18 protein-coding genes and 1 other RNA gene are annotated in these 22,740 nt (G+C 40.2%); 8 read left to right on the top strand and 11 right to left on the bottom strand.

What is annotated here, in order from left to right:
• Positions 1 to 3: 3 nt before the first annotated feature.
• The gene (gene bioD, locus G6069_RS02750; RefSeq protein WP_197293301.1) at positions 4 to 660 is read left to right on the top strand and encodes a dethiobiotin synthase; all 657 of its coding nucleotides are present in this window, start codon (positions 4 to 6) and stop codon (positions 658 to 660) included.
• Here the strand turns inward: bioD and G6069_RS02745 are convergent.
• Positions 637 to 1,164: a DUF1523 family protein gene (locus G6069_RS02745; protein WP_197293300.1), complete on the bottom strand. Its 528-nt coding sequence runs from the start codon at positions 1,162 to 1,164 to the stop codon at positions 637 to 639. The genes bioD and G6069_RS02745 overlap by 24 nt on opposite strands.
• 66 nt (positions 1,165 to 1,230) lie before the next feature.
• The gene (icd, locus tag G6069_RS02740; RefSeq protein WP_000323967.1) at positions 1,231 to 2,508 is read right to left on the bottom strand and encodes an isocitrate dehydrogenase (NADP(+)); all 1,278 of its coding nucleotides are present in this window, start codon (positions 2,506 to 2,508) and stop codon (positions 1,231 to 1,233) included.
• A gap of 197 nt (positions 2,509 to 2,705) precedes the next feature.
• Between icd and G6069_RS02735 the strand changes: the two genes are divergently transcribed.
• The 4 genes from G6069_RS02735 (at position 2,706) to lpxE (ending at position 9,567) form a co-directional block, all read left to right on the top strand.
• A complete protein-coding gene (locus G6069_RS02735; protein WP_000117397.1) occupies positions 2,706 to 3,986 on the top strand; it encodes a citrate synthase in 1,281 nt (426 codons plus the stop codon).
• Between the two features lie 631 nt (positions 3,987 to 4,617).
• Positions 4,618 to 6,684, top strand: coding sequence for a Hop family adhesin SabA/HopD (gene sabA / locus G6069_RS02730; RefSeq protein WP_197293299.1), 2,067 nt, complete (start codon positions 4,618 to 4,620; stop codon positions 6,682 to 6,684).
• Positions 6,685 to 7,418: 734 nt separating this feature from the next.
• Entirely contained in the window at positions 7,419 to 8,984 is a 1,566-nt protein-coding gene (eptA, locus tag G6069_RS02725; protein ID WP_197293298.1) for a phosphoethanolamine--lipid A transferase EptA, read from the top strand.
• 49 nt (positions 8,985 to 9,033) lie between these two features.
• The gene (lpxE, locus tag G6069_RS02720) at positions 9,034 to 9,567 is read left to right on the top strand and encodes a lipid A 1-phosphatase LpxE (RefSeq protein WP_231627825.1); all 534 of its coding nucleotides are present in this window, start codon (positions 9,034 to 9,036) and stop codon (positions 9,565 to 9,567) included.
• A 22-nt stretch (positions 9,568 to 9,589) separates the two neighbouring features.
• On the opposite strand, the gene nspC is transcribed toward lpxE, so the two are convergent.
• The 3 genes from nspC to G6069_RS02705 form a co-directional block, all read right to left on the bottom strand.
• Positions 9,590 to 10,807, bottom strand: a complete 1,218-nt coding sequence (gene nspC, locus G6069_RS02715) for a carboxynorspermidine decarboxylase (protein WP_197293296.1) — start codon at positions 10,805 to 10,807, stop codon at positions 9,590 to 9,592.
• A complete protein-coding gene (cheV1, locus tag G6069_RS02710) occupies positions 10,804 to 11,769 on the bottom strand; it encodes a chemotaxis protein CheV1 (RefSeq protein ID WP_000785488.1) in 966 nt (321 codons plus the stop codon). The genes nspC and cheV1 overlap by 4 nt, the downstream gene beginning before the upstream one ends.
• A gap of 105 nt (positions 11,770 to 11,874) precedes the next feature.
• Positions 11,875 to 13,215: a COG3014 family protein gene (locus tag G6069_RS02705; RefSeq protein ID WP_187924274.1), complete on the bottom strand. Its 1,341-nt coding sequence runs from the start codon at positions 13,213 to 13,215 to the stop codon at positions 11,875 to 11,877.
• A 176-nt stretch (positions 13,216 to 13,391) separates the two neighbouring features.
• On the opposite strand from G6069_RS02705, the gene ffs reads away from it, so the two are divergent.
• Positions 13,392 to 13,489: signal recognition particle sRNA small type (gene ffs / locus G6069_RS02700), an RNA gene on the top strand.
• A gap of 30 nt (positions 13,490 to 13,519) precedes the next feature.
• Here the strand turns inward: ffs and G6069_RS02695 are convergent.
• From G6069_RS02695 to dnaG, 6 genes are all read right to left on the bottom strand, one after another.
• Positions 13,520 to 15,883, bottom strand: a complete 2,364-nt coding sequence (locus G6069_RS02695; protein WP_197293295.1) for a VirB4 family type IV secretion/conjugal transfer ATPase — start codon at positions 15,881 to 15,883, stop codon at positions 13,520 to 13,522.
• Between the two features lies 1 nt (position 15,884).
• Positions 15,885 to 16,148 carry a hypothetical protein gene (locus G6069_RS02690; protein ID WP_000584956.1) on the bottom strand — a complete coding sequence of 88 codons (264 nt, stop codon included), beginning with the start codon at positions 16,146 to 16,148 and terminating at the stop codon, positions 15,885 to 15,887.
• Positions 16,148 to 16,429, bottom strand: a complete 282-nt coding sequence (locus tag G6069_RS02685; protein ID WP_001272686.1) for a TrbC/VirB2 family protein — start codon at positions 16,427 to 16,429, stop codon at positions 16,148 to 16,150. The genes G6069_RS02690 and G6069_RS02685 overlap by 1 nt, the downstream gene beginning before the upstream one ends.
• Positions 16,430 to 16,575: 146 nt before the next feature.
• Positions 16,576 to 17,403, bottom strand: a complete 828-nt coding sequence (locus G6069_RS02680) for a DUF5718 family protein (RefSeq protein ID WP_197293294.1) — start codon at positions 17,401 to 17,403, stop codon at positions 16,576 to 16,578.
• A gap of 91 nt (positions 17,404 to 17,494) precedes the next feature.
• On the bottom strand, positions 17,495 to 18,547 hold the full coding sequence (locus tag G6069_RS02675) for an MnmA/TRMU family protein (protein WP_197293293.1): 1,053 nt from the start codon (positions 18,545 to 18,547) through the stop codon (positions 17,495 to 17,497).
• Positions 18,544 to 20,223 carry a DNA primase gene (dnaG, locus tag G6069_RS02670; protein ID WP_197293292.1) on the bottom strand — a complete coding sequence of 560 codons (1,680 nt, stop codon included), beginning with the start codon at positions 20,221 to 20,223 and terminating at the stop codon, positions 18,544 to 18,546. The genes G6069_RS02675 and dnaG overlap by 4 nt, the downstream gene beginning before the upstream one ends.
• 287 nt (positions 20,224 to 20,510) lie before the next feature.
• Here dnaG and groES point away from each other — a divergent pair, with 287 nt between their 5' ends.
• Positions 20,511 to 20,867 carry a co-chaperone GroES gene (gene groES, locus G6069_RS02665; RefSeq protein WP_000671949.1) on the top strand — a complete coding sequence of 119 codons (357 nt, stop codon included), beginning with the start codon at positions 20,511 to 20,513 and terminating at the stop codon, positions 20,865 to 20,867.
• Positions 20,868 to 20,892: 25 nt separating this feature from the next.
• Entirely contained in the window at positions 20,893 to 22,533 is a 1,641-nt protein-coding gene (groL, locus tag G6069_RS02660; RefSeq protein ID WP_001040281.1) for a chaperonin GroEL, read from the top strand.
• The last annotated feature ends 207 nt before the right edge of the window (positions 22,534 to 22,740 follow it).

The raw sequence follows: 22,740 nt of genomic DNA, 5'->3' as shown, positions 1-22,740 counted from the left end.
ACCATGCTTTTTATCAGCGCGACTAACACCAATGCCGGAAAAACCACATGCGCTAGGCTATTAGCCCAGTATTGCAACGCTTGTGGCGTTAAAACGATTCTATTAAAGCCCATTGAAACAGGCGCTAATGATGCAACCAACCACTTTAGCGACGCGCATCTATTCTTGCAAGATAACCGCCTTTTGGATCGCTCTTTAACCTTAAAAGACGTTTCATTCTACCGCTACGCTAAAGCTTCAGCCCCCCTCATCGCCCAACAAGAAGAAGATCCAAACGCCCCCATTGATACGGACAATTTAACCCAACGCCTTCACAATTTCACCAAAACTTACGATTTAGTCATCGTTGAAGGGGCTGGGGGGCTATGCGTGCCTATCACTTTAGAAGAAAACATGTTGGATTTTGCCCTAAAATTAAAAGCCAAAATGCTTTTGATTAGCCATGACAATTTGGGCTTGATTAATGATTGTTTGCTGAATGATTTTTTATTGAAATCCCACCAACTAGACTATAAAATCGCTATCAATTTGAGGGAAAATAACACCGCTTTTTACAGCGTGAGCTTGCCCTATATTGAGCTTTTTAATACACGCTCCAATAACCCCATTGTGATTTTCCAACAAAGCCTAAAAGAATTAATGAGCTTTGCCCTTAAATAAAGCGCAAACAGAACGCACGCTGATAAAAAAGCCCACTAGTAGCAAGGCGTATAAAATCCAGCTAAAAACGGGTTTTGACATCTCAGTACTCTCTTTTAAGGGCTTTAAAAAAATCACATTAGGGAACATGTTAAACAAATTGATCCGCCAGCCATAGTATTGCACTTCCACTTGCTGATTGACTAAACTTTGAGCGAGGGCTGAAATATCAGCCGAATTAAACTTAAAATAAAAAGGAAAGCTAAAGCGCGTGTCTTCGTTGCGATAGACGGTTACGCTTTTTTGATCTTTAGGGTCGTAAGTTTGCACAAAATAGACATCTCTAGCAAGGGTTTTTACTTCCTTATTATTGGGCGTGTTTTCATTTTCATTCATTCTTTTGACTTCCACCCCACTAATAACAGCCGCGCTATAATGGGGCATGCAATAGCTCACTATAAGCATGAGCGCTAAAAAGATCGCCGTTAAAATGAACAAAACCACATTACGCACAAATTTTATCAACTTCATTCCTTATGATAGTATTAGCCTTTTTTCGCATTCAAACACCAGAGTTTAAAAAACGCTCTTTCACATGTTTTCAATCATCACGCTAGCGAATTCAGAGCATTTCACTTCTTTAGCCCCATCCATTAAACGAGCGAAATCGTAAGTTACTTTCTTGCTTTTAATCGCTTTTTCCATAGCAGAAACGATCAAATCAGCCGCTTCCACCCAGCCCATATGCCTTAACATCATTTCCGCGCTCAAAATAATAGACCCCGGATTGACTTTATCCAGCCCAGCGTATTTAGGAGCGGTGCCATGGGTGGCTTCAAACATGCCCACTGTGTCGTTAAGATTAGCCCCAGGAGCGATACCAATGCCCCCCACCATCGCCGCTAACGCATCAGAGATATAATCTCCGTTCAAATTCATGGTCGCAATGACGCTGTATTCGCTAGGGCGCAATAAGATTTGTTGCAAAAACGCGTCAGCGATCATGTCTTTAATGATGATTTCTTTACCGGTTTTAGGGTTTTTCAAAGAACACCATGGGCCTTTATCAATGACTTGAGCGTTAAATTCTTTTTGAGCGAGTGCATAGCCCCACTTCATGAACGCCCCTTCGGTATATTTCATGATATTGCCTTTATGCACAAAAGTTACGCTTGGCTTGTCGTTATCAATAGCGTATTCAATCGCTTTTCTCACCAACCTCTCTGTGCCTTCTTTACTAATGGGTTTTACCCCTATGCCGCTGCTTTCAGGGAAGCGGATTTTTTTAACCTTTAGTTCATTTTGTAAAAAATGGATGAGTTTTTTCGCTTCCGCGCTACCTTCTTGCCATTCAATGCCCGCATAAATGTCTTCAGAATTTTCTCTAAAAATCACCATATCCACTTTTTGTGGTTCTTTAACCGGACTCGGACTCCCATACCACCGAACCGGTCTCAAGCACACATACAGATCCATTTTTTGGCGTAACGCCACATTCAAAGATCTAAACCCCTCACCAATAGGCGTGGTCAAAGGCCCTTTAATAGAGACTTTATAATGATTAATCGCTTCAATAGTGTCCGGTAAGAGCCATTGCTCTTCGGGGCTTAATTCCTTATGATCTTTGAATTTTTGATAGCATTTTTCGCCCACAAACACCTCATACCATGCGATTTTTTTCTCGCCCTTATACGCTTTTTGAACCGCACTATCCACGACTTTAATCATCGCAGGGGTAATATCCGATCCAATGCCATCGCCCTCAATGAAAGGGATAATGGGGTGGTTTGGCACATGCAATTTGTTGTCTTTAATCGTAATTTCTTCGCCCTCTTTAGGCTTTTGTAAAATTTTAGGGTTGTAAGCCATCTCTTATCCTTTTTATAAAATTTAAGTAACTATACTAGCGCAAAAATACTATATAACCCCTAAAAATCTTTTTTTGAATGCGTGTTTAAAAGTAGCGGTTAGGAATAACTTGAAAAAACGCAATGTTTTTAAAAGAAATCATTTAATTTTTTGGCTTATAATGGAGTGCTATCATTCTAAAAACCTAAGGAAGTCAAATGTCTGTTACTTTAATCAATAATGAAAATAATGAACGCTATGAATTTGAAACGATTGAATGCACTCGTGGGCCTAAAGCGGTGGATTTTTCCAAGCTTTTTGAAACGACCGGGTTTTTTTCTTACGATCCAGGGTATTCTTCTACCGCTGGGTGCCAATCTAAGATCAGCTATATCAACGGCAAAAAAGGCGAATTGTATTACAGAGGGCATAGAATAGAAGATTTAGTCGCCAAATACAAATATGTAGATGTGTGCAGGCTATTACTCACAGGGGAATTACCCAAAAATCAAGATGAAAGCTTGGAATTTGAGTTAGAACTACGCCACAGAAGCTTTGTGCATGAGAGCTTACTCAACATGTTTTCAGCTTTCCCTAGTAACGCCCACCCTATGGCGAAACTCTCTAGCGGTGTGTCTATTTTATCCACCCTTTATTCCACGCACCAAAACATGCACACTGAAGAAGATTACCAAACGATGGCCAGAAGGATTGTCGCTAAAATCCCCACGCTTGCGGCTATTTGCTATCGTAATGAAGTGGGAGCGCCTATCATTTATCCGGACATCGCACGCTCTTATGTGGAAAATATCCTTTTCATGCTGAGAGGGTATCCTTATAGCCGCTTAAAACACACCACTCAAGGCGAAGTAGAAATCACACCCCTAGAAGTGGAAGCCTTTGATAAAATCCTAACCTTGCACGCTGACCATGGGCAAAACGCCTCTTCTACCACGGTAAGGAATGTCGCTAGCACCGGCGTGCATCCTTATGCCGCCATTAGCGCAGGTATTAGCGCTTTATGGGGGCATTTGCATGGCGGAGCGAATGAAAAAGTGCTTATCCAATTAGAAGAAATCGGCGATGTGAAAAATGTGGATAAATACATCGCGCGCGTGAAAGACAAAAACGACAATTTCAAACTCATGGGCTTTGGGCATAGGGTGTATAAAAGCTACGATCCGCGCGCTAAAATCTTAAAAGGCTTGAAAGACGAACTGCATCAAAAAGGCGTTAAAATGGACGAGAGGTTGAGCGAAATCGCTGCGAAAGTGGAAGAAATTGCGCTAAAAGACGAGTATTTCATTGAAAGGAATCTCTACCCTAATGTGGATTTTTACTCTGGCACCATTTTAAGGGCTTTAAAAATCCCGGTGCGTTTTTTCACGCCGGTGTTTGTCATTGGCAGAACCGTGGGCTGGTGCGCTCAACTATTAGAGCATGTCAAAAGCCCGCAAGCTAGGATCACGCGCCCAAGACAAGTCTATGTAGGGGATTAATATTAGGCTAGGCTTTGTTTTAACAGAGCGTTAGTGATAGTTTTAAAAAACGCTCAAAGCCTTTTTAAAAGAGTGAGGATCTCGCACCAAGCGAGCGATATTTTTTCAATAACCGCATGCAAACGCCCCAAAACTCAAGGATAACCCCGCTTTTACAAGCAAACCCCTAAGTTTTTTAGGCTTAGGGAACGCTCTTAGAAATTAGCGTTTCATTGAAACCACCGCTTTTTTAAAAAACCTTTGAGTTTTTGAGGGGAATGATTGCAAAATCTTTCTATCTCCTTAAGAAAATCCTTTTTACAACAAAATTTACAACAAATCTAAAGAAAAAATCTTTTTTATAACAAACCAAACAACCAAAGTTAAAAAAACCCCCTTTTTTATAGTTACCCCCTATTCAAACAACCTCATTTCTTTTAAAATGACCTTTATTGGTTTAATATTTGTTTAGAAACGCTACAAAAACCTTTTTTTTTTGAATTTGAAAGGGCAAAAACGCCTCATTAATATCAAAATCCCATTAATTTATACTATATTAACGAAAGCTTGCGGTATAGTCTTACTTAAAGACACACTTCTGCAAGATTTACTAACAATTTCAATCTTATTTTAATAAAGTAAAGGAGAAAACATGAAGAAAAAATTTCTGTCATTAACCTTAGGTTCGCTTTTAGTTTCCACTTTAAGTGCTGAAGACAACGGCTTTTTTGTAAGCGCGGGCTATCAAATCGGCGAATCCGCTCAAATGGTGAAAAACACCAAAGGCATTCAAGATCTCTCAGACAGCTATGAGAGATTGAACAATCTTTTAACGAATTATAGTGTTTTAAACACTCTCATCAGGCAGTCCGCCGACCCGAACGCTATCAACAACGCAAGGGGCAATTTGAACGCGAGTGCGAAGAATTTAATCAATGACAAAAAGAATTCCCCAGCGTATCAAGCCGTGCTTTTAGCGCTGAATGCAGCAGCGGGGTTGTGGCAAGTCATGAGCTATGCGATCAGCCCTTGTGGTCCTGGCAAAGACAGCAGTAAAAATGGGGGCGTTCAAACTTTCCACAACACGCCATCAAATCAATGGGGAGGCACTACCATTACTTGTGGCACTACTAATTATGAACCAGGACCATACAGCATTTTATCCACTGAAAATTACGCGAAAATCAATAAAGCTTATCAAATCATCCAAAAGGCTTTTGGAGCAAGCGGGCAAGATATTCCTGCCTTAAGCGACACCAACACAGAACTCAAATTCACAATCAATAAAAGTAATGGAAACACGAATAATGGAGAAGAAATTGTTACAAAAAATAACGCTCAAGTTCTTTTAGAACAGGCTAGCACCATTATAACTACCCTTAATAGTGCATGCCCATGGATCAATAATGGTGGTGCAGGTGGTGCGAGTAGTGGTAGTTTATGGGAAGGAATATATTTGAAAGGCGATGGGAGCGCGTGCGGGATTTTTAAAAATGAAATCAGCGCGATTCAAGACATGATCAAAAACGCTGCAATAGCCGTAGAGCAATCCAAGATCGTTGCTACCAACGCGCAAAACCAGCACAACCTAGACACTGGGAAAGCATTCAACCCCTATAAAGACGCCAACTTCGCCCAAAGCATGTTCGCTAACGCTAGAGCGCAAGCGGAGATTTTAAACCGCGCTCAAGCAGTGGTGAAGGACTTTGAAAGAATCCCTGCAGAGTTCGTGAAAGACTCTTTAGGAGTATGCCATGAAAAGGGTAGCGACGGCAATCTCCGTGGCACGCCATCTGGCACGGTTACTTCTAACACTTGGGGAGCCGGTTGCGCGTATGTGGGAGAGACCTTAACGAGTCTAAAAGACAGCATCGCTCATTTTGGCACTCAAGCCGAGCAAATCCATAACGCGCACAACCTCGCCTACACTTTAGCGAATTTCAGCGGCCAATACAAAAAGCTAGGCGAACACTATGACAGCATCACAGCAGCGCTCTCTAACTTGCCTGACGCTCAGTCTTTACAAAATGTGGTGAGCAAAAAGACTAACCCTAATAGCCCGCAAGGCATACAGGATAACTACTATATTGACTCCAATATCCATTCTCAAGTGCAATCTAGGAGTCAAGAACTCGGCAGTAACCCTTTCAGGCGCGCCGGTTTAATCGCCGCTTCTACCACCAATAACGGCGCGATGAACGGGATCGGCTTTCAAGTGGGCTATAAGCAATTCTTTGGGGAAAAGAAATGGTGGGGCGCGAGATACTACGGCTTTGTGGATTACAACCACACCTATAACAAATCCCAATTTTTCAACGCCTCTTCTGATGTTTGGACTTATGGCGTGGGGAGCGATTTGTTAGTGAATTTCATCAACGATAAAGCCACCAAACACAACAAGATTTCTTTTGGCGCGTTTGGCGGTATCGCCTTAGCCGGGATTTCATGGCTTAATTCTCAATATGTGAATTTAGCGAATGTGAATAACTACTACAAAGCTAAAATCAACACCTCTAACTTCCAATTCTTATTCAATTTGGGCTTAAGGACCAATCTCGCCAGGAATAAGAGAAGAGGCGCTGATCATAGCGCACAACATGGCATGGAATTAGGCGTGAAGATCCCCACGATCAACACGAATTACTATTCTTTGCTAGGCACTACCTTGCAATACAGAAGGCTTTATAGCGTGTATCTCAACTATGTGTTTGCTTACTAAAGCATTAAACTCCCTTTTTTAAGGGGGTTTTTTTGAACCCTTTGTTTTGGGGGATTTCTTTTAAACTCCCTTTTTTTGAACCCTTTCTTTTTTTTAAATTCTCTTTTTGGGGGGTTAATCTTTTTTCACTGATTTTTTCACTGACTCCTCACTCGCTTTTTAATCTTTTCATAAAGTTTTTATTTTTCTAAACTTTTTTAATTTTTTCCATCAAATAAAGTTTTTTAACTTCAAGCGTTAATCATAAAAAATACTCAAAGGCGTTTTTTACAATCTAAATAAAAATTAGCGTTATTCAAGCGATCATTTTAAACCACCCAAGCAAGAAACCCCAAACGTCTTTAGCGTTCGCACGCTTCCACTAACCAAAAAACGCCCCAAAGTCAAGGACAAACCCGATCAAAAAGGAAACCCCTAAGCTTTTAAACTCAGGGGAACTTTGGCTAATAAAATTACTTTTCTATAGAAAAGACCACTTTAAACCCCTTAAAAGAGATTTTAATGTATAATACTAACCAAGAGTTTTTATCATGTTTTCTTTTCATGATAAACCCTTTTAAGAACAGATTTGCCCCATATCCTAACTATGGGGCGTGATGAAATCCTACAACAAACACACTTTAAAGCTCTTAAATGCAACCACCCTAAAAAACGCACTTTCCACTTTAAAATAAACCATAAAATCCCCATACCTACGATATAATCCTAGGATCGATTGATTTTAAGGGGCGTGTTTGGCATCATTATTCCATCTGAAGTTTTTTAAACCCCTGAGTTGTCTGCAAGCCGGTTTGCTTTATAGCCTTATTTTTGGCGTTTTATACCATTTCCCTTTGTTCGCTTATGTTTATAAAGAAAGCAACCAAGTTAGTTTTATAGCCATGATGGTTGTGGTGCTTTTTTGCGTTAATGGCACTCTTTTTTTGGGATTAGGCCTGATCTCTGCTTCTTTGATGCGCTTAAGCGCGGTTGTTTTTAGTTGGCTCAATTCTGTCGCTTTCTATTTCATTAGCGCTTATAAGGTGTTTTTAAATAAGAGCATGATGGGTAATGTCTTAAACACCAATACGCATGAAGTTTTAGGCTTTTTGAGCGTTAAATTATTCATTTTTATCGTTGTTTTTGGGGTGTTGCCTGGCTATATTATCTATAAAATCCCCATCAAAAATTCTTCTAAAAAAGTGCCCTTTTTAGCGATCTTGGCGTTAGTGTTTATTTTTATCGCTAGCGCTTTAGCTAACGCTAAAAATTGGCTGTGGTTTGACAAGCATGCGAAATTCATAGGGGGCTTAATTTTGCCCTTCGCTTATAGCGTGAACGCCTTTAGAGTGAGCGCTCTTAAATTTTTCGCCCCCACTATCAAGCCGCTCCCTCTTTTTTCGCCCAACCATTCTCATTCGTTTGTGGTGCTAGTCATTGGCGAAAGCGCTAGGAAGCATAATTACGCCCTTTATGGCTATCAAAAACCCACCACCCCAAGACTAAGCAAACGCTTAGAAAATCACGAACTCACTCTTTTTAACGCCACTTCTTGCGCCACTTACACGACAGCGAGTTTGGAATGCATTTTAGATTCTTCTTTTAAAAACAACGCCTATGAAAATTTGCCAACTTACTTGACTAAAGCCGGTATCAAAGTCTTTTGGTATAGCGCGAATGACGGCGAAAAGAATGTTAAGGTTACAAGCTATCTTAAAAACTATGAATTGATTCAAAAATGCCCCAATTGCGAAGCGATCGCTCCTTATGATGAATCCTTACTCTATAATTTGCCTGACCTTTTAAAAGAACACTCTAACGAAAATGTCTTGCTCATCTTACACCTTGCCGGCTCGCATGGCCCAAACTACGACAATAAAGTGCCTTTAAATTTTAGGGTGTTTAAGCCCTATTGCTCAAGCGCTGATTTATCTTCTTGCTCCAAAGAAAGCCTGATTAACGCCTATGACAACACCATTTTTTACAACGACTATCTGTTAGACAAAATTATTAGCATGCTTGAAAAAGCCAAGCAGCCCGCTTTAATGATTTATTTAAGCGATCATGGCGAAAGTTTGGGCGAAGAAGCGTTCTATTTGCATGGCATTCCTAAAAGCATCGCCCCCAAAGAGCAATACGAGATCCCCTTTATCGTTTATGCCAATGATCTTTTTAAAGAGAAGCATTCCATCATTCAAACCCAAACCCCCATTAATCAAAATGTGATTTTCCATAGCGTTTTAGGGGTGTTTTTGGATTTTAAAAACCCAAGCGTTGTTTATCGCCCTTCTTTAGATCTGCTCAAACACAAAAAAGAGTAAAATAACACTCATGAAAAAATTCTTATTTAAACAAAAATTTTGTGAAAGTCTGCCTAAAAGCTTTTCTAAAACTTTATTAGCGCTCAGTTTGAGTTTGATTTTATTGGGTGTTTTTGTGCCTTTCCCAAAAGTCCCTAAACAGCATAGCGTGCCTTTAGTGTTTCATTTCACTGAGCATTACGCGCGCTTTATCCCTACGATTTTATCTGTGGCGATTCCTTTAATCCAAAGAGATGCGATAGGGTTTTTTCAAGTCGCTAACGCCTCTATCGCTACAACCCTCCTCACGCACACCACCAAAAGAGCCTTAAACCATGTAACAATCAACGATCAGCGTTTGGGCGAGCGCCCTTATGGGGGTAATTTCAACATGCCAAGCGGGCATTCGTCTATGGTGGGTTTGGCGGTGGCGTTTTTAATGCGCCGCTATTCTTTTAAAAAATACTGGTGGCTCTTACCCCTAGTCCCTTTAACCATGCTCGCTCGCATTTATTTAGACATGCACACCATTGGCGCGGTGCTAGCCGGGCTTGGCGTTGGAATGTTGTGCGTAAGCCTTTTTACAAGCCCCAAAAAGCCTTAATCAAAAGGCTTTAATTGAGATCTTAATTTCTGTTTTTATAATCTTCATAAGAAAAGTTTTTAAGGATTTTAAAACCTTGCGAGTCTATTTTAGCCAGGCTTGGGAGCGGCACGCCATTAAACGAGTTGTTTTTGACAATCGTATAATGGAGCATGTCTTGAAACACGATTTTATCGCCCCTTTTTAAAGGCGTATCAAAACTAAAGCTCCCCATAAAATCCCCCGCTAAACAAGTAGGGCCGCCTAAAAAATAAGAAAACGCCCCTTGATTTTCGCCCTTTTCAACTTCAACAAGCTCTTCATCATTTTCTACGGAGATTTTAAAGATGCTAGGGCGATAAGGCATTTCTAGGCAATCGGGCATGTGAGCGCTAAAAGAAGCGTCTAAAATCGCAATTTCTTGATCGTTTTTAACGATGTCTATCACGCTTGCGATCAAAAACCCGCATTGCCACCCTATGGCTTCCCCCGGCTCTAAGATCACTTCTATATTATGATAACGCTCTTTAAAATCCTTAATCGTTTGGATGAGCAAATTCACATCATAATCGCTCTTAGTGATATGATGCCCCCCACCAAAATTCACCCACGCCATGTTTTCTAAATAAGGCTTGAAGTGCCTTTCCACATGCTCTAAAGTCCGGCACAAAGCGTCGGCGTTTTGTTCGCAATGCGTATGGAAATGCAACCCGCTCACCCCCTCTAAGCCATGCTCTTTCACCCCCTTTTCAAATCCGCTAGGCGTAATCCCTAACCGGCTCATTTTAGAGCATGGGTTATAGATCGCTGGGGTTACTTCGCTATAGAGAGGGTTTATCCTCAAGCCCATTTTAATGGGGCTTAAGCCCAAGTTTTCTAATTGCTTGTTTTTGTCTAAAATCCTGTCTTTATAGGTAGCGTATTGGTAAAAAGAGTTGAAAATAATGCTTGTCGCTAAGGGTAAAATCGCACTCATTTCAGCCTCTTTGAAAGCCGGGCTATAAACGCAAATTTCTTTATGGCTCTCTCGCCCCCCAAACTCTTCAAAAGCGAGCTTAGTCTCATAAAGACCGCTCGCGCAACACCCGTTCAATTTTTGCCTCAAAATCCCAAACTCACGCCAAAACGCATACCCTTTTAAAGCGAGCAAGACCTTTGCCCCGCTTTGTTGGCGCACGATTTCTAAAATCTTGGCGTTTTTTTCTAAGCGTTCGCTCTCTAGCACATAGCAAGGGGTGGGGATAGCGCTGTATTTTTTCATGCTAATTCCAAAAATTGCTTAACCACCCGCTGGATGTCTTTAGGGTTAGACTTAGAGATGAAATCATCGGCCTTCAAACTCCTGGCCATGTCTTCATTAGAGCTGCCGCTCATAGAAGAATTGACCACGATAGGGATTTTTGAAGTCAAAGGATCGTTTTTAACCTGCTTGATCACTTCAAAACCGCTCGCTTCTGGCATTTCTAAATCGGTAATAATCAGGCCAATATTACTCACATCGGTTGTTGGGTTGAACAAATGCTCTAATAAGGTTTTACCATTGATAAAATCTATATGCTTGACGCCTAGCTTGTCTAAAATCATTTGCATGGTTTTTAAAACGCTTGGGGAATCATCAGCGAGCAAAACGCACTGGTTAGAATGGATTTTAGAAAGCGTCTCTAAATCGTTGTGTTTTTCATCTTCAATCCAAGGGAACACGTCTATAAGCATTTTTTCAATATCCACCACTTGCACCAAGCGCCCATCAAAATAGCGCGTGCGGCTCACGAGCTTGTTATTGCCTGCAGATCCCCCTAGCCCAGCGCTTTGCTCCATTTCAGTCCATTTCTTGCTCAAAATCCTATCCGCTTCATAGATCCTAACCCCTATGGTCCAGCGAGAAAACTCACAAATCATGACAATATCGTCTTCGCCTTTTTCTTTTTCTATCCTGTAAGGGCGTAAATCCTTGCTCTTGTTCTGGCTGTCATAATAAAACCATTTTTTCATATCAATCAAAGGAATGGTGAGCTCTCTTATAATGATCAAGCCCTCAACGAGCGAATTGTTTTCGTGGCTGATGATGGTGAGATTGCCATGGTATTTCACCACTTCACGGATCTTAAAGACATTGACCGCATACAAATCCTTGTTTTTACCCAGCCTGAAACACAATAATTGCAACTCGTTATTTTTATGCAAACTCGTAACTTGATCAATGCCCGCTAAACTATCAGCCATGACTTCCCCTTAATTTAGGTTTTCGTATCGTTTTATAATTATATCGTGTTTGTGTTTAATGCCAACGACACTTAAAAACTAAAAATTTCTTTGGGTGTTTTGGAATCATTTTAAATGACTCAAAACAAACCCGTTTTTAAAGCTGCGCACATATAAAATATTATGGCGGTTAGAGCAAAAGACTTGTGGGGCTGTTACAAACCCTGAAAGCAATTCCCTAGCGTCAATGATTTTAGGGCTTTCAAGCGATCTTTTACAAGGCTTTAATGAAAACGAAAAAGCGTCAATGGAATCGGCTCGAACTTCATAACTTTCAAAAGCTTTGTTTTTGATGCGCATGAGGTAGATTTTATGGGCAAAAATGCTCGTGTTTCTGGTGTCTGCAAAGGTGCTAACACCTGAATACAACGAAGTTACTAACCCGCCAACAAACCCCAAATAATAGTTCGCCACCGCTTGCATGCCCACTTTAAAAGTGGCCGATAAAATAGCCCTAGTGATAATGTAGGGCAATTGCTTCCTGAATTCGCTAGCGACCACCGCATCTATTGAGGCTAAAGTGTCAAAGGGCGTTACTTTTTCTCCGTCTTTGAGGGTGAAATTTTGATAAAACGCTTCCCCTTTTTCTAACTTGGGCAAGGCTATACTCACGTTATAAACCGAATCGATCATAAAAATAGGCACATCAATTTTAAATTCGCTTTTTTGCGGCTCTTTACCATCTTCAATGATGATCCAAGTGAAATGACTCCTGTTAGGGTTTTTGAAAAAAACCAAGTCTTGAGCCACGAAAGGGCTTTGACTGATCCCATAGGCTTCATTAAGATAGCCTAATCCCTTATTCTTATCCCCATTTAAAGCGTAAAACAACCCTGAAAGATACGAAACCGCCGGGTTAAGCAAGCCTTGATAAGCTTCGTATTTGTCTAAATTAGAATAGGTGTTGTTTAAAATCTCGCTCACTTCTGCCCTAGAGCGTTCCATATTAATATTGTGCTTTTTGCTAGAATCGATTTCTTTAATGGCTTTTTGCACTTCTTCATAATAAAATTCTTTAGCCCTGCGTTGGCGTTCATTCGCGCGGTTGAATTGCACCCTAGCTTTTGCGCTATCGTTTAAAAGCATGTAGTCTATCGCTTTGTAGTAATTGATTAAAACGCCCTCATAAATATTCCCCCCATAAGCGCGCACGTTATCATTAATCATGGTAGCGCCCACATAACCAGCCCCTCTTGTGAAAGCGCTTTGGGTTTTATCAAAGCGTTGCTCGGCTTGATCCAACACCCCTAAAGAAGTCTTATAATCCCTGGCGTATAAAGCGCTCAAGCCGTTTTGCAAGTCCCATAAAAGAGCGTTCTTTTTTTTCTTAGTGAATTGTTTGGAATATTCATAAGCTTTTTTAGGGCTTTCTTCATAATAGAGCGTGTTAAAATGTTCTAAGTCCATACGATAGCCTATGCAACCTGTTAATGATATTCCTAAAATTACCGACATCAACAGAACGAATATTTTCAATCTAACCCTTTTAATTTTTTTGCTTGTTTGCTTGACTAATTTGAGCGTATCATAACATTTTTAATGAAAACATAAGCTTTTTATGGTTAAAATGATCCCTAAGCTCTTATTTAGACCTATGCAATAGGACTTTAGGGTAACGCTTCAGGGTAGGAATACAGCAGAGTCCCTTAATTTCTTGTGTGCCTTAGCCATCTGAATAGGAGTGTTTCAAAATGATATTGACTTTTTTAAACTAACTCTTCAAAAGTTTCTCACGCCACTCTGTAGGGTAGTCTTTTTGTAACGCTTTCACTTTATTGACATGACTAGAATCTGAATTAAAGATTTTCAAATAACGCCCCAAACCCTCCAAACTCACATCAATCATGTTAGAATTCCCGTTACCCAGATTTTTGACTAAAACCTGCCTGGCATACAAAGGGGTGTTTTCTAAAAATGAAATTTCAGTTTCGCTCAAAGGCACATTGAAGTTGTGTTTCAACTCCCTAGCGTTTTTTTGCGGATACAAAATAAGAGTCCCCATGTTGCTTAAAAAACTATGGGCGTTTTTGACCCCGCTGAGTTGGTAAATGTCTTGCAAAGCCAACACCACCACGCCATTAGCTTTCCTGGCTTGCGTGATTAAAGCGTTGATTTTAGTGTTCAACAAATCGTTTTCCACATAGGATTTAAATTCGTCTAAAAAAACCAAAAACCCGCTGTCGTTTTTCCTGGACTCTTCTAAGATCTTATAAAACAAATAATAGGCTAAAAGCCCTAAGTCTTTAGGGTTTTGGGTGATCGCATCTAAGTTGATTACATTTAAAAAAGCGTTGGAGTTGAACGCGTCATTCAAAGCGTTAAAAAGGGGGTTATTCAAATACGGCTCCAAGCTCAAGCTTAGTTGGTTAGATGAGGTTCTTTTAAGCGTTTCTTTAAAGTCTAGCAAACTAAAGGCTTTAGGGTATAAGGTCTCATAAAGGCTCTTAATCGCACTAGAAATCGCATTCATGTCTTCTAAGGCTTCTTTATCCCTTGAAGGGGCGAGATCAAACATGCTCAAAAAAAAGGATTGCAAAAATTCTAGATTCTGTAAATTAGGCTCTAAACAAAAGGGGTTAATACTAAAAGATTGGCCGTCATGGTAATGCCCTTTAAAAAATTCGGTGAAAGAATACAGCCCTTGCATCCTATCAAAGGCTAAAAGGCGCATGTTTTGGTATTTCAAAGCGCTCATCATTAAATAGCTAATCAGCGTGCTTTTACCGCTTCCGGTTGCCCCTATAACTAAAGTATGCCCATTCACTCTGGCGATTTCTTTAGCGTTATTGTGGCTCACTTCTTGGTTGTGGAAATTGAATAAAAAAGGGGAATAATCCAAATTTTTAAACACGCTCAAAGGGCTATTCCCCCATGAATTAGCTTTAAAGCCTAAATTTTGCCTTTCAAACACCACCAAACACGCTAGGGCTTTAGAGGTCAAAAAACGCAAGCGATGGTTTAAATGGATGCGTTCAGGGAAAAAGGAAAAATACCCCCCTTTCAAGCCAAAAGTTTCTATAACGCCCACTAAGTTTTCTTTAAATAAAAGCCCTAAAACTAAGCTAGTTTGAGCGTCTAAATCCTCTAAACTAGGGGCTTTGATAAGAACGTTTAGGGCGAATTTTTGCATGGATAGGCGTTTGGTTTTGACTAGTTCTTGGTATTCTAGCAGCTCGTTTTTAACGAGATTGGACATGCTAAACTTGGCTCTCTCTTTTAAAAAACTCAACGTTTTATGCACGCTCATAGGCTCTATGGAAAAGATAATATCTAGTGGCGTTTCTTGGTATAAAAGCGCTCCGATCGCTATAGAAGTGATGCACTCGCTCTCATAAGCTTTAATACCAATCAAGCGGTTATAGGTTTTTTGATTAAAGCTTTCTTGAATGAAATAATCTTTTTCAAAAGTGATGGAACTAGCGATATAGCTATCGCTCAAATACCCTCCTACTAGAGGCTTTAAAGGGAGTTCAAACCCATTAATGTATTCTGCGTAAAAATTCAAAACCTCTTTAGAGTTTAAGAGTTTGGGGGCATAGTTTTTGAGCTGGATTTCTAAACTTTTTAAAGTTTCTTGCAAAAAATGCGCTTTATAAGAGAGAATATCCTTAAAATTTTCCCTATTGGCATGCATGAGAGATTTTTTCTTATGTTCCAAAACACCTTGTAAAGAGTGAGTGCTTTCTAAAACTAAAAAATACTGATTTTCATACACTTCTTTGTTTTCAAATTGATTCAAAATCGCTTGCAAGTATTGAGAGTCAGCTTGAATGTTTTGTTGGTGATCAATTTTACGCCTTTTAACCACGAGGCGCGCCACGACTTTTTCTAAAGAATCCAACGCCATCTGGCGCTCGGTGAAGAGATCTTGCAATTGCTCTGTGCTTAAATGGGTGTAACTCACCCCTTCTAAACGGAGGATGCCCACTAAGTTTTCGTTTTTAGTGAGTAAAAAATGCTCATCATACAAGCCTAAAATGTTGTTTTCTTCGCTCATAGAATAGCTTTTAGGCAAAACCCCTAAAAAATAGTTTGAAACTTTTTGTTTGATAGCGCCTAAAAGCTTTTCTAACATCCTACGCTCTATAACATTTGGTTTTAGTCTTTATTTTGCTTTTAGCCACAATAATATCTGCAATATCTTCATCAAAAAATTCCAGCACGCTAAAGAGCGCTAAAAACCCTAAATACAATAAAAAAGCGCTCAACAAATCAATCCAAGGGAGCAAGATAAAAGGCGCAAAAACAGAAATCAAATAAGATTTAGCGTTCAGCCATAAAAATTTTTCTTTAACCGAAATTTCACGCAAATTCTTCACGCTCGCTGAGAGGATAATCATTAAAAAATTCCCATAAACCAATTCGCCAAACTCGGGGCTTTAAAGAATAAAAAAATCCCAAACACCACGCCAAGGATCGTGAATAAAATCTCTTTCCACCGGTCTAAATTCCTCCACACATAAATAGCGATCCCTATGAAAATCACCATTAAAATCCCCTTAGCGATGGGGCTTTTGAGCTGGGCTTCTAGAGCGTTAAAAAACCCTTCTAATCCTTCAGCGAACAAACTTGAAACGCACATGCCTACTAAAAAAATGATTTTTAAAAAATGAGCGGACATCACAACCCTTTTGTTTAATTTTAATTAACTTTCTAAGGTTCAATTATCTCAAAAAAACCATTAAAATCCTCTAAAAGGGGGTCAAAAGGGGTGGTTTTATCTTTAAAAGGGGTAAAAAAGCAAAGCCAAAGAGTGTAAAAGCCTTACTATTCTACGATTTGATAGACATAAGAAAGATTAGCGTGTTCTTTGGTTTGTAGGGCGTCCTCTTCTAAGAGGTTTTGAATCTTTTCAAAACTATATTGTAAATGGTTGTAAGCGATAATCACCACCTCATCGCCTTTTTGCAAAAAATGCTCTTGTGCAAAAGGCATATAAGGGGTAGCCCCAATCGCAAAAATCATTTTAGTGGGGAAATTATGGCGCTCTAAAAAAGGCCTTAGAGCCTCTAAAGAATCGCCATCTTGTTGGTGGTTTAATTGGTCTTTAATCCAATCTAAAAGCTTTTGATAAAAAAACTCGTATTTGAGCAATTTGCTGTTTTCCCCATAAATGTGCCAAACATTATTGTATTTCAAAAAAGACGCGATAGAGAAATTGTTGCACACCCCCCCATAAACAAACCTATCAATAGGCAATTTCTGCCCTATGCCTTTAGAAGCTGGTGAAAAATTCTTTTTTTGGGAGAGCTTTGCGGCGTCTAAATTGCGCACAGAAGCGTCATTAAACGCCATGAAAAAATTAGGTACAAGCTTGGTTACCAAATGTTTTTCATCATATTTAACATCGCATTCTAAAGCGATTTCTGGCTCTGCTTGCACCCTTAAATTCAAATCATTAGGCAAAATAATCTTATGGTTATCAATGCAACAACGCCCCAAATAACAATTTTCATACGGGATATAAAAAGGGAATAACCCCTTAGGGGCGTCCTTTTCTTCGCTTTTCATGTTAATAAAACTATGACTCTCTCCTGCTTGCTCCAAATGCCCTGCAAAATTCCCCACCACACCAAAACCTAAAAACTCTTGCATACAGACCTCCTAAAAAACAGCTTAACGCTGGCTAGAGCTTTTTTCATTATAGCATAAAAGAAAACCCCTAAAATTCTCAAAAACTCCCCTTTCAAGCGAACAAATACTCTCTAGCGCTCTCTTTATCCAAAGGGTAAAGCTCGCGCTTTTCATCCCCTATTTGAATGAGGTAAGCTTGATTTTTTAAAGTCTTAGCATAGCCTAAAGCGATACGGCCGGCCAATTCTTTATCTTCTTTGCTGGCGTTTTTATCCACCAAACTCAAAGGGCCTTTACAGCCTAGCAATTCAATCTTATCCATTAAGGGGTGCTCAATGTCTAATTTATGGTTTTCTTCTTCATTCCTTGCCACCACCAAACGAGCGTTATGGGGTAAGACAAAATAACGCCCAATTTTAACGATCACGCTGTCTTCAAACACCATTTCTCTGTATTCTTTCAAATTCTTAATCTTATTGCTCACTTGAATATCCGTAAGCAAGCACCCCCCACCCGGCTTTTCATAATATTTCAAGCCATAATCTTTGATCATTTGCAATTGCCTAGCGCGCCCCCTACCGCTCACATCTAAAAGCTTTTCCCTATCAACCCAACCCTCTTTTTCCATAAAAGTAGGCTCTAAGAGTTTAGCGCTCATGGGCCTTAAGAGCAATTCGTCTAAAAATTGAGGCTTTTCACCGCTTGCTTGCGTTCGGTCTAAAATAAGATCAAAACGCGCCTCTTCGCCCACTTCTCTGACTAATTTCCTCACCTGATTGAGCGCTTCTTTCCTTTGGGATTTAGGGCGTTGCCCTAGCACTTCCCCGCTCAAAACAAAATCCGCGTTCAATTCAAGCATTTTATAAAAAGCGTTCCTAAACATGTTGGCATGGCAGTCAATGCAAGGGTTGAAATATTTCCCATAGCCGTATTTGGGCTTGAACAACACGTCGTTAAAAAACTGCTCTCTAATATCGCACACCAAGAGTTTAGCCCCGATTTGCGCGGTGGCGTTTTCAAAATACTCTCTTTTATCTTTATTCCCCCCAAACCCTATATTAAAGTGCAAAGCGGTTACCTCAATGCCTTGATCAATGAGTAATTTCATAGACAACAAACTATCCAACCCCCCACTAAATAGGGCTAAAGCTTTTATTTGTTTCATATGGCGACTAATTCTCCTTGTTTTAATTTCATAATGGCCTGGCGAGCCTTTTTCAAACAGATCATTTTTTCGCTAAAAGGGAGCGAGCTTTTAGGGATTTCCTTGAGTTGGCGCTCAAAATAGCGCAAAATCAACAAACGCAATTCCTTTTCAAACCCCCCTTTTTTTAGGGGTAAATTCGCATCTAATAATAACGCAACTAATTTAGGGTCGTCTAATTTTTCTTGACACAAAGCGTCAAATTCTTGTTTTTTATGCAAGAATACCCCACTATGGATATAACCCACCGCTAAATCCAACAAGCTCCTGTCTTCTAAAAGGTAGCGGATCACCAATTTTTCTAAAAATTCCAAACTGGGCATGCTAGAAACATGCGCGAACTTTTGAGGGTGATTAGGCTTTTCTGTTTTGGGGTAAAAAGGCTGAAAAGAAACTGGCTCTCTAATCCCTAAAACATGCAAAGGCGCTTGCAAAAGCGTAGCGATTAAGGGCTTGTATTCGCTTTGTAAAAGCAAGGAAAAGTTTTTCAAAAACCCTAACATTTCTTTAAGAGCCTTATCTTTTTCTAAAGGATCGTCTAAAAGATAAGAACCCGCCATGTGCCTTAAAACAAATTCAATGAAAGCTATGGGGCGCGATAGCCAATTTTTTAAGGTTTCAATCTGATGATTAGCGATCATATCCGCTGGGTCTAGGTTGTTTTCAAACAAAATTACCCCCCCTTTCCTTTGCTCTTTAGCCAACATCAAGCTCGCTTTATAAGCCGCCTTTCGCCCTGCCTTATCCCCATCATAGCTTAAGAGGATTTCTGGATCGCCTTTTTTAAGCAAGGGCAAATGCGATGGCGTTAAAGCTGTCCCAAGCGTGGCTATGGCGTTTTTAAAACCCGCTTGGTGCAATAAAATCACATCCAAATACCCTTCTGTAACGATGACTTGCTTTTGTTTATAGATGTGTTCTTTAGCCAAATGATAGCCATAGAGCAAACTGGATTTATCAAAAAGCTTATTTTGGGGCGAATTGATATACTTGGCTACTTTTTCTTTTAAGGTGCGTCCTCCAAAACCCACCACTTGAGCGCTAGGGCTATAAATAGGGAACATGATGCGATCCAAAAAGCGCAAATAGGTTTTATCCTCTTTATCGCTCTTGCCTAGCACGCCTAATTCAATGAGCTTGTCCCTATTCAAGCCTTTATTTTCAATACCGTAATCAATTCTATTCGTGCATAAGCCTAATTTAAACGCTTTGATACTCTCCATGCTAAGCCCTCTTTTCTGCAAATAATTCAAAAAAAACGGGGCGTTAAAAAGCTCTTCTTGATACAACGAACTCACCATTTCTAAAAGGTGGTAATCTTCTTTATGATCGTAATAAGCGCCCTTGTCATACTCTAAAGCTATATTGAATCGGTGGGCTAATTTCTCAAGCGCTTCCACAAACGAAAGTTTTTCAAACGCCATCACAAATTTAATGCTATCCCCGCTCGCCCCACACCCAAAGCAATGGTAAAACCCTTTAATTTGATTGACGCTAAAACTCGCGCTCCTTTCTTCATGAAACGGGCAACAAGCCATGTAATTCGAACCTGATTTCCTCAAATCCACATAAGAGCTAATGACTTCTACAATATCTATCGTTTGCAAAAGGCGATCAATGGAACTTTTAAGAATCATTTTTCATGCTTTCTTTGAATGGGCTTTTTTGGTTTGACTTTCTCAAAAGGGATTATACTCAATAAATAAAATCTTCAAAAAGGTTTGTTAATAACGCCCCTTTTTCTAATCCTTATATTTTTAAACTAATGAAACTTGATATAAATAGACTTAATAATCCTTATAATTATGATCTTATGTTTGGTTTTATGGCTTGACTTATCCCTAAAAATGCGCTATAGTTATGTCGCTTAATAACAATAAGCGCTAAATTTCTATTTTATTTATCAAAACTTAGGAGAACTGAAATGAAGTTTCAACCATTAGGAGAAAGGGTCTTAGTAGAAAGACTTGAAGAAGAGAACAAAACCAGTTCAGGCATCATCATCCCTGATAACGCCAAAGAAAAGCCTTTAATGGGCGTAGTCAAAGCGGTTAGCCATAAAATCAGTGAGGGTTGCAAATGCGTTAAAGAAGGCGATGTGATCGCTTTTGGCAAATACAAAGGCGCAGAAATCGTTTTAGACGGCGTTGAATACATGGTGCTAGAACTAGAAGACATTCTAGGCATTGTGGGCTCAGGCTCTTGTTGTCATACAGGTAATCATGATCATAAGCATGCTAAAGAGCATGAAGCTTGCTGTCATGATCACAAAAAACACTAAAAAACATTATTATTAAGGATACAAAATGGCAAAAGAAATTAAATTTTCAGATAGCGCGAGAAACCTTCTATTTGAAGGCGTGAGACAACTCCATGACGCTGTCAAAGTAACTATGGGGCCAAGAGGCAGGAACGTGTTGATCCAAAAAAGCTATGGCGCTCCAAGCATCACCAAAGACGGCGTGAGCGTGGCTAAAGAGATTGAATTAAGTTGCCCGGTGGCTAACATGGGCGCTCAACTCGTTAAAGAAGTAGCGAGCAAAACCGCTGATGCTGCCGGCGATGGCACGACCACCGCAACCGTGCTGGCTTATAGCATTTTTAAAGAAGGTTTGAGGAACATCACGGCTGGGGCTAACCCTATTGAAGTGAAAAGAGGCATGGATAAAGCCGCTGAAGCGATCATTAATGAGCTTAAAAAAGCGAGCAAAAAAGTGGGCGGTAAAGAAGAAATCACCCAAGTAGCGACCATTTCTGCCAACTCCGATCACAATATTGGGAAACTCATCGCTGACGCTATGGAAAAAGTGGGCAAAGACGGCGTGATCACCGTTGAAGAAGCTAAGGGCATTGAAGATGAATTGGATGTGGTAGAGGGCATGCAATTTGATAGAGGCTACCTCTCCCCTTATTTTGTAACCAACGCTGAGAAAATGACCGCTCAATTGGATAACGCTTACATCCTTTTAACGGATAAAAAAATCTCTAGCATGAAAGACATCCTCCCGCTACTAGAAAAAACCATGAAAGAGGGCAAACCGCTTTTAATCATCGCTGAAGACATTGAGGGCGAAGCTTTAACGACTCTAGTGGTGAATAAATTAAGAGGCGTGTTGAATATCGCAGCGGTTAAAGCTCCAGGCTTTGGGGACAGAAGAAAAGAAATGCTCAAAGACATCGCCATTTTAACCGGCGGTCAAGTCATTAGCGAAGAATTAGGCTTGAGTCTAGAAAACGCTGAAGTGGAGTTTTTAGGCAAAGCCGGAAGGATTGTGATTGACAAAGACAACACCACGATCGTAGATGGCAAAGGCCATAGCGATGATGTTAAAGACAGAGTCGCGCAAATCAAAACCCAAATTGCAAGCACGACAAGCGATTATGACAAAGAAAAATTGCAAGAAAGGTTGGCCAAACTCTCTGGCGGTGTGGCTGTGATTAAAGTGGGCGCTGCGAGTGAAGTGGAAATGAAAGAGAAAAAAGACCGGGTGGATGACGCATTAAGCGCGACTAAAGCGGCGGTTGAAGAAGGCATTGTGATTGGCGGCGGTGCGGCTCTCATTCGCGCGGCTCAAAAAGTGCATTTGAATTTACACGATGATGAAAAAGTGGGCTATGAAATCATCATGCGCGCCATTAAAGCCCCATTAGCTCAAATCGCTATTAACGCTGGTTATGATGGCGGTGTGGTCGTGAATGAAGTGCAAAAACACGAAGGGCATTTTGGTTTTAACGCTAGCAATGGCAAGTATGTGGACATGTTTAAAGAAGGCATTATTGACCCCTTAAAAGTAGAAAGGATCGCTTTACAAAATGCGGTTTCGGTTTCAAGCCTGCTTTTAACCACAGAAGCCACCGTGCATGAAATCAAAGAAGAAAAAGCGGCCCCAGCAATGCCTGATATGGGTGGCATGGGCGGAATGGGAGGCATGGGCGGCATGATGTAAGCCCCCTTGCTTTTTAATATTTAATACCATTTTTTATAAAAGCTCTCTCCTTGGAGGGGCTTTTTATCTCACAAAACCGCTCGTTTTGAAAAACGCGCAAACAAAAATCCCCATTAAAATCAAGCTTTTATCATTAGCATTCCATTAAAACAAAATCTGAAAACCCTTTCCAATACCACCCAAACAAACGCGCAAAAAATGCAAAAT

This window comes from Helicobacter pylori (genome assembly GCF_017594925.1).
Lineage (GTDB): Bacteria > Campylobacterota > Campylobacteria > Campylobacterales > Helicobacteraceae > Helicobacter > Helicobacter pylori_DP.
The sequence above is the reverse complement of the archived record's forward strand: the minus strand, read 5'-3'. Positions and strand labels throughout refer to the sequence as shown.

Bases quoted from the DNA above. Each gene is read 5' to 3' on its own strand.
- bioD (WP_197293301.1), top strand. From the start codon at position 4: ATGCTTTTTATCAGCGCGACTAACACCAATGCCGGAAAAACCACATGC.
- icd (WP_000323967.1), bottom strand. From the start codon at position 2,508: ATGGCTTACAACCCTAAAATTTTACAAAAGCCTAAAGAGGGCGAAGAA.
- G6069_RS02735 (WP_000117397.1), top strand. From the start codon at position 2,706: ATGTCTGTTACTTTAATCAATAATGAAAATAATGAACGCTATGAATTT.
- sabA (WP_197293299.1), top strand. From the start codon at position 4,618: ATGAAGAAAAAATTTCTGTCATTAACCTTAGGTTCGCTTTTAGTTTCC.
- nspC (WP_197293296.1), bottom strand. From the start codon at position 10,807: ATGAAAAAATACAGCGCTATCCCCACCCCTTGCTATGTGCTAGAGAGC.
- cheV1 (WP_000785488.1), bottom strand. From the start codon at position 11,769: ATGGCTGATAGTTTAGCGGGCATTGATCAAGTTACGAGTTTGCATAAA.
- G6069_RS02705 (WP_187924274.1), bottom strand. From the start codon at position 13,215: ATGGACTTAGAACATTTTAACACGCTCTATTATGAAGAAAGCCCTAAA.
- G6069_RS02695 (WP_197293295.1), bottom strand. From the start codon at position 15,883: ATGTTAGAAAAGCTTTTAGGCGCTATCAAACAAAAAGTTTCAAACTAT.
- G6069_RS02690 (WP_000584956.1), bottom strand. From the start codon at position 16,148: ATGATTATCCTCTCAGCGAGCGTGAAGAATTTGCGTGAAATTTCGGTT.
- G6069_RS02685 (WP_001272686.1), bottom strand. From the start codon at position 16,429: ATGTCCGCTCATTTTTTAAAAATCATTTTTTTAGTAGGCATGTGCGTT.
- G6069_RS02680 (WP_197293294.1), bottom strand. From the start codon at position 17,403: ATGCAAGAGTTTTTAGGTTTTGGTGTGGTGGGGAATTTTGCAGGGCAT.
- G6069_RS02675 (WP_197293293.1), bottom strand. From the start codon at position 18,547: ATGAAACAAATAAAAGCTTTAGCCCTATTTAGTGGGGGGTTGGATAGT.
- dnaG (WP_197293292.1), bottom strand. From the start codon at position 20,223: ATGATTCTTAAAAGTTCCATTGATCGCCTTTTGCAAACGATAGATATT.
- groES (WP_000671949.1), top strand. From the start codon at position 20,511: ATGAAGTTTCAACCATTAGGAGAAAGGGTCTTAGTAGAAAGACTTGAA.
- groL (WP_001040281.1), top strand. From the start codon at position 20,893: ATGGCAAAAGAAATTAAATTTTCAGATAGCGCGAGAAACCTTCTATTT.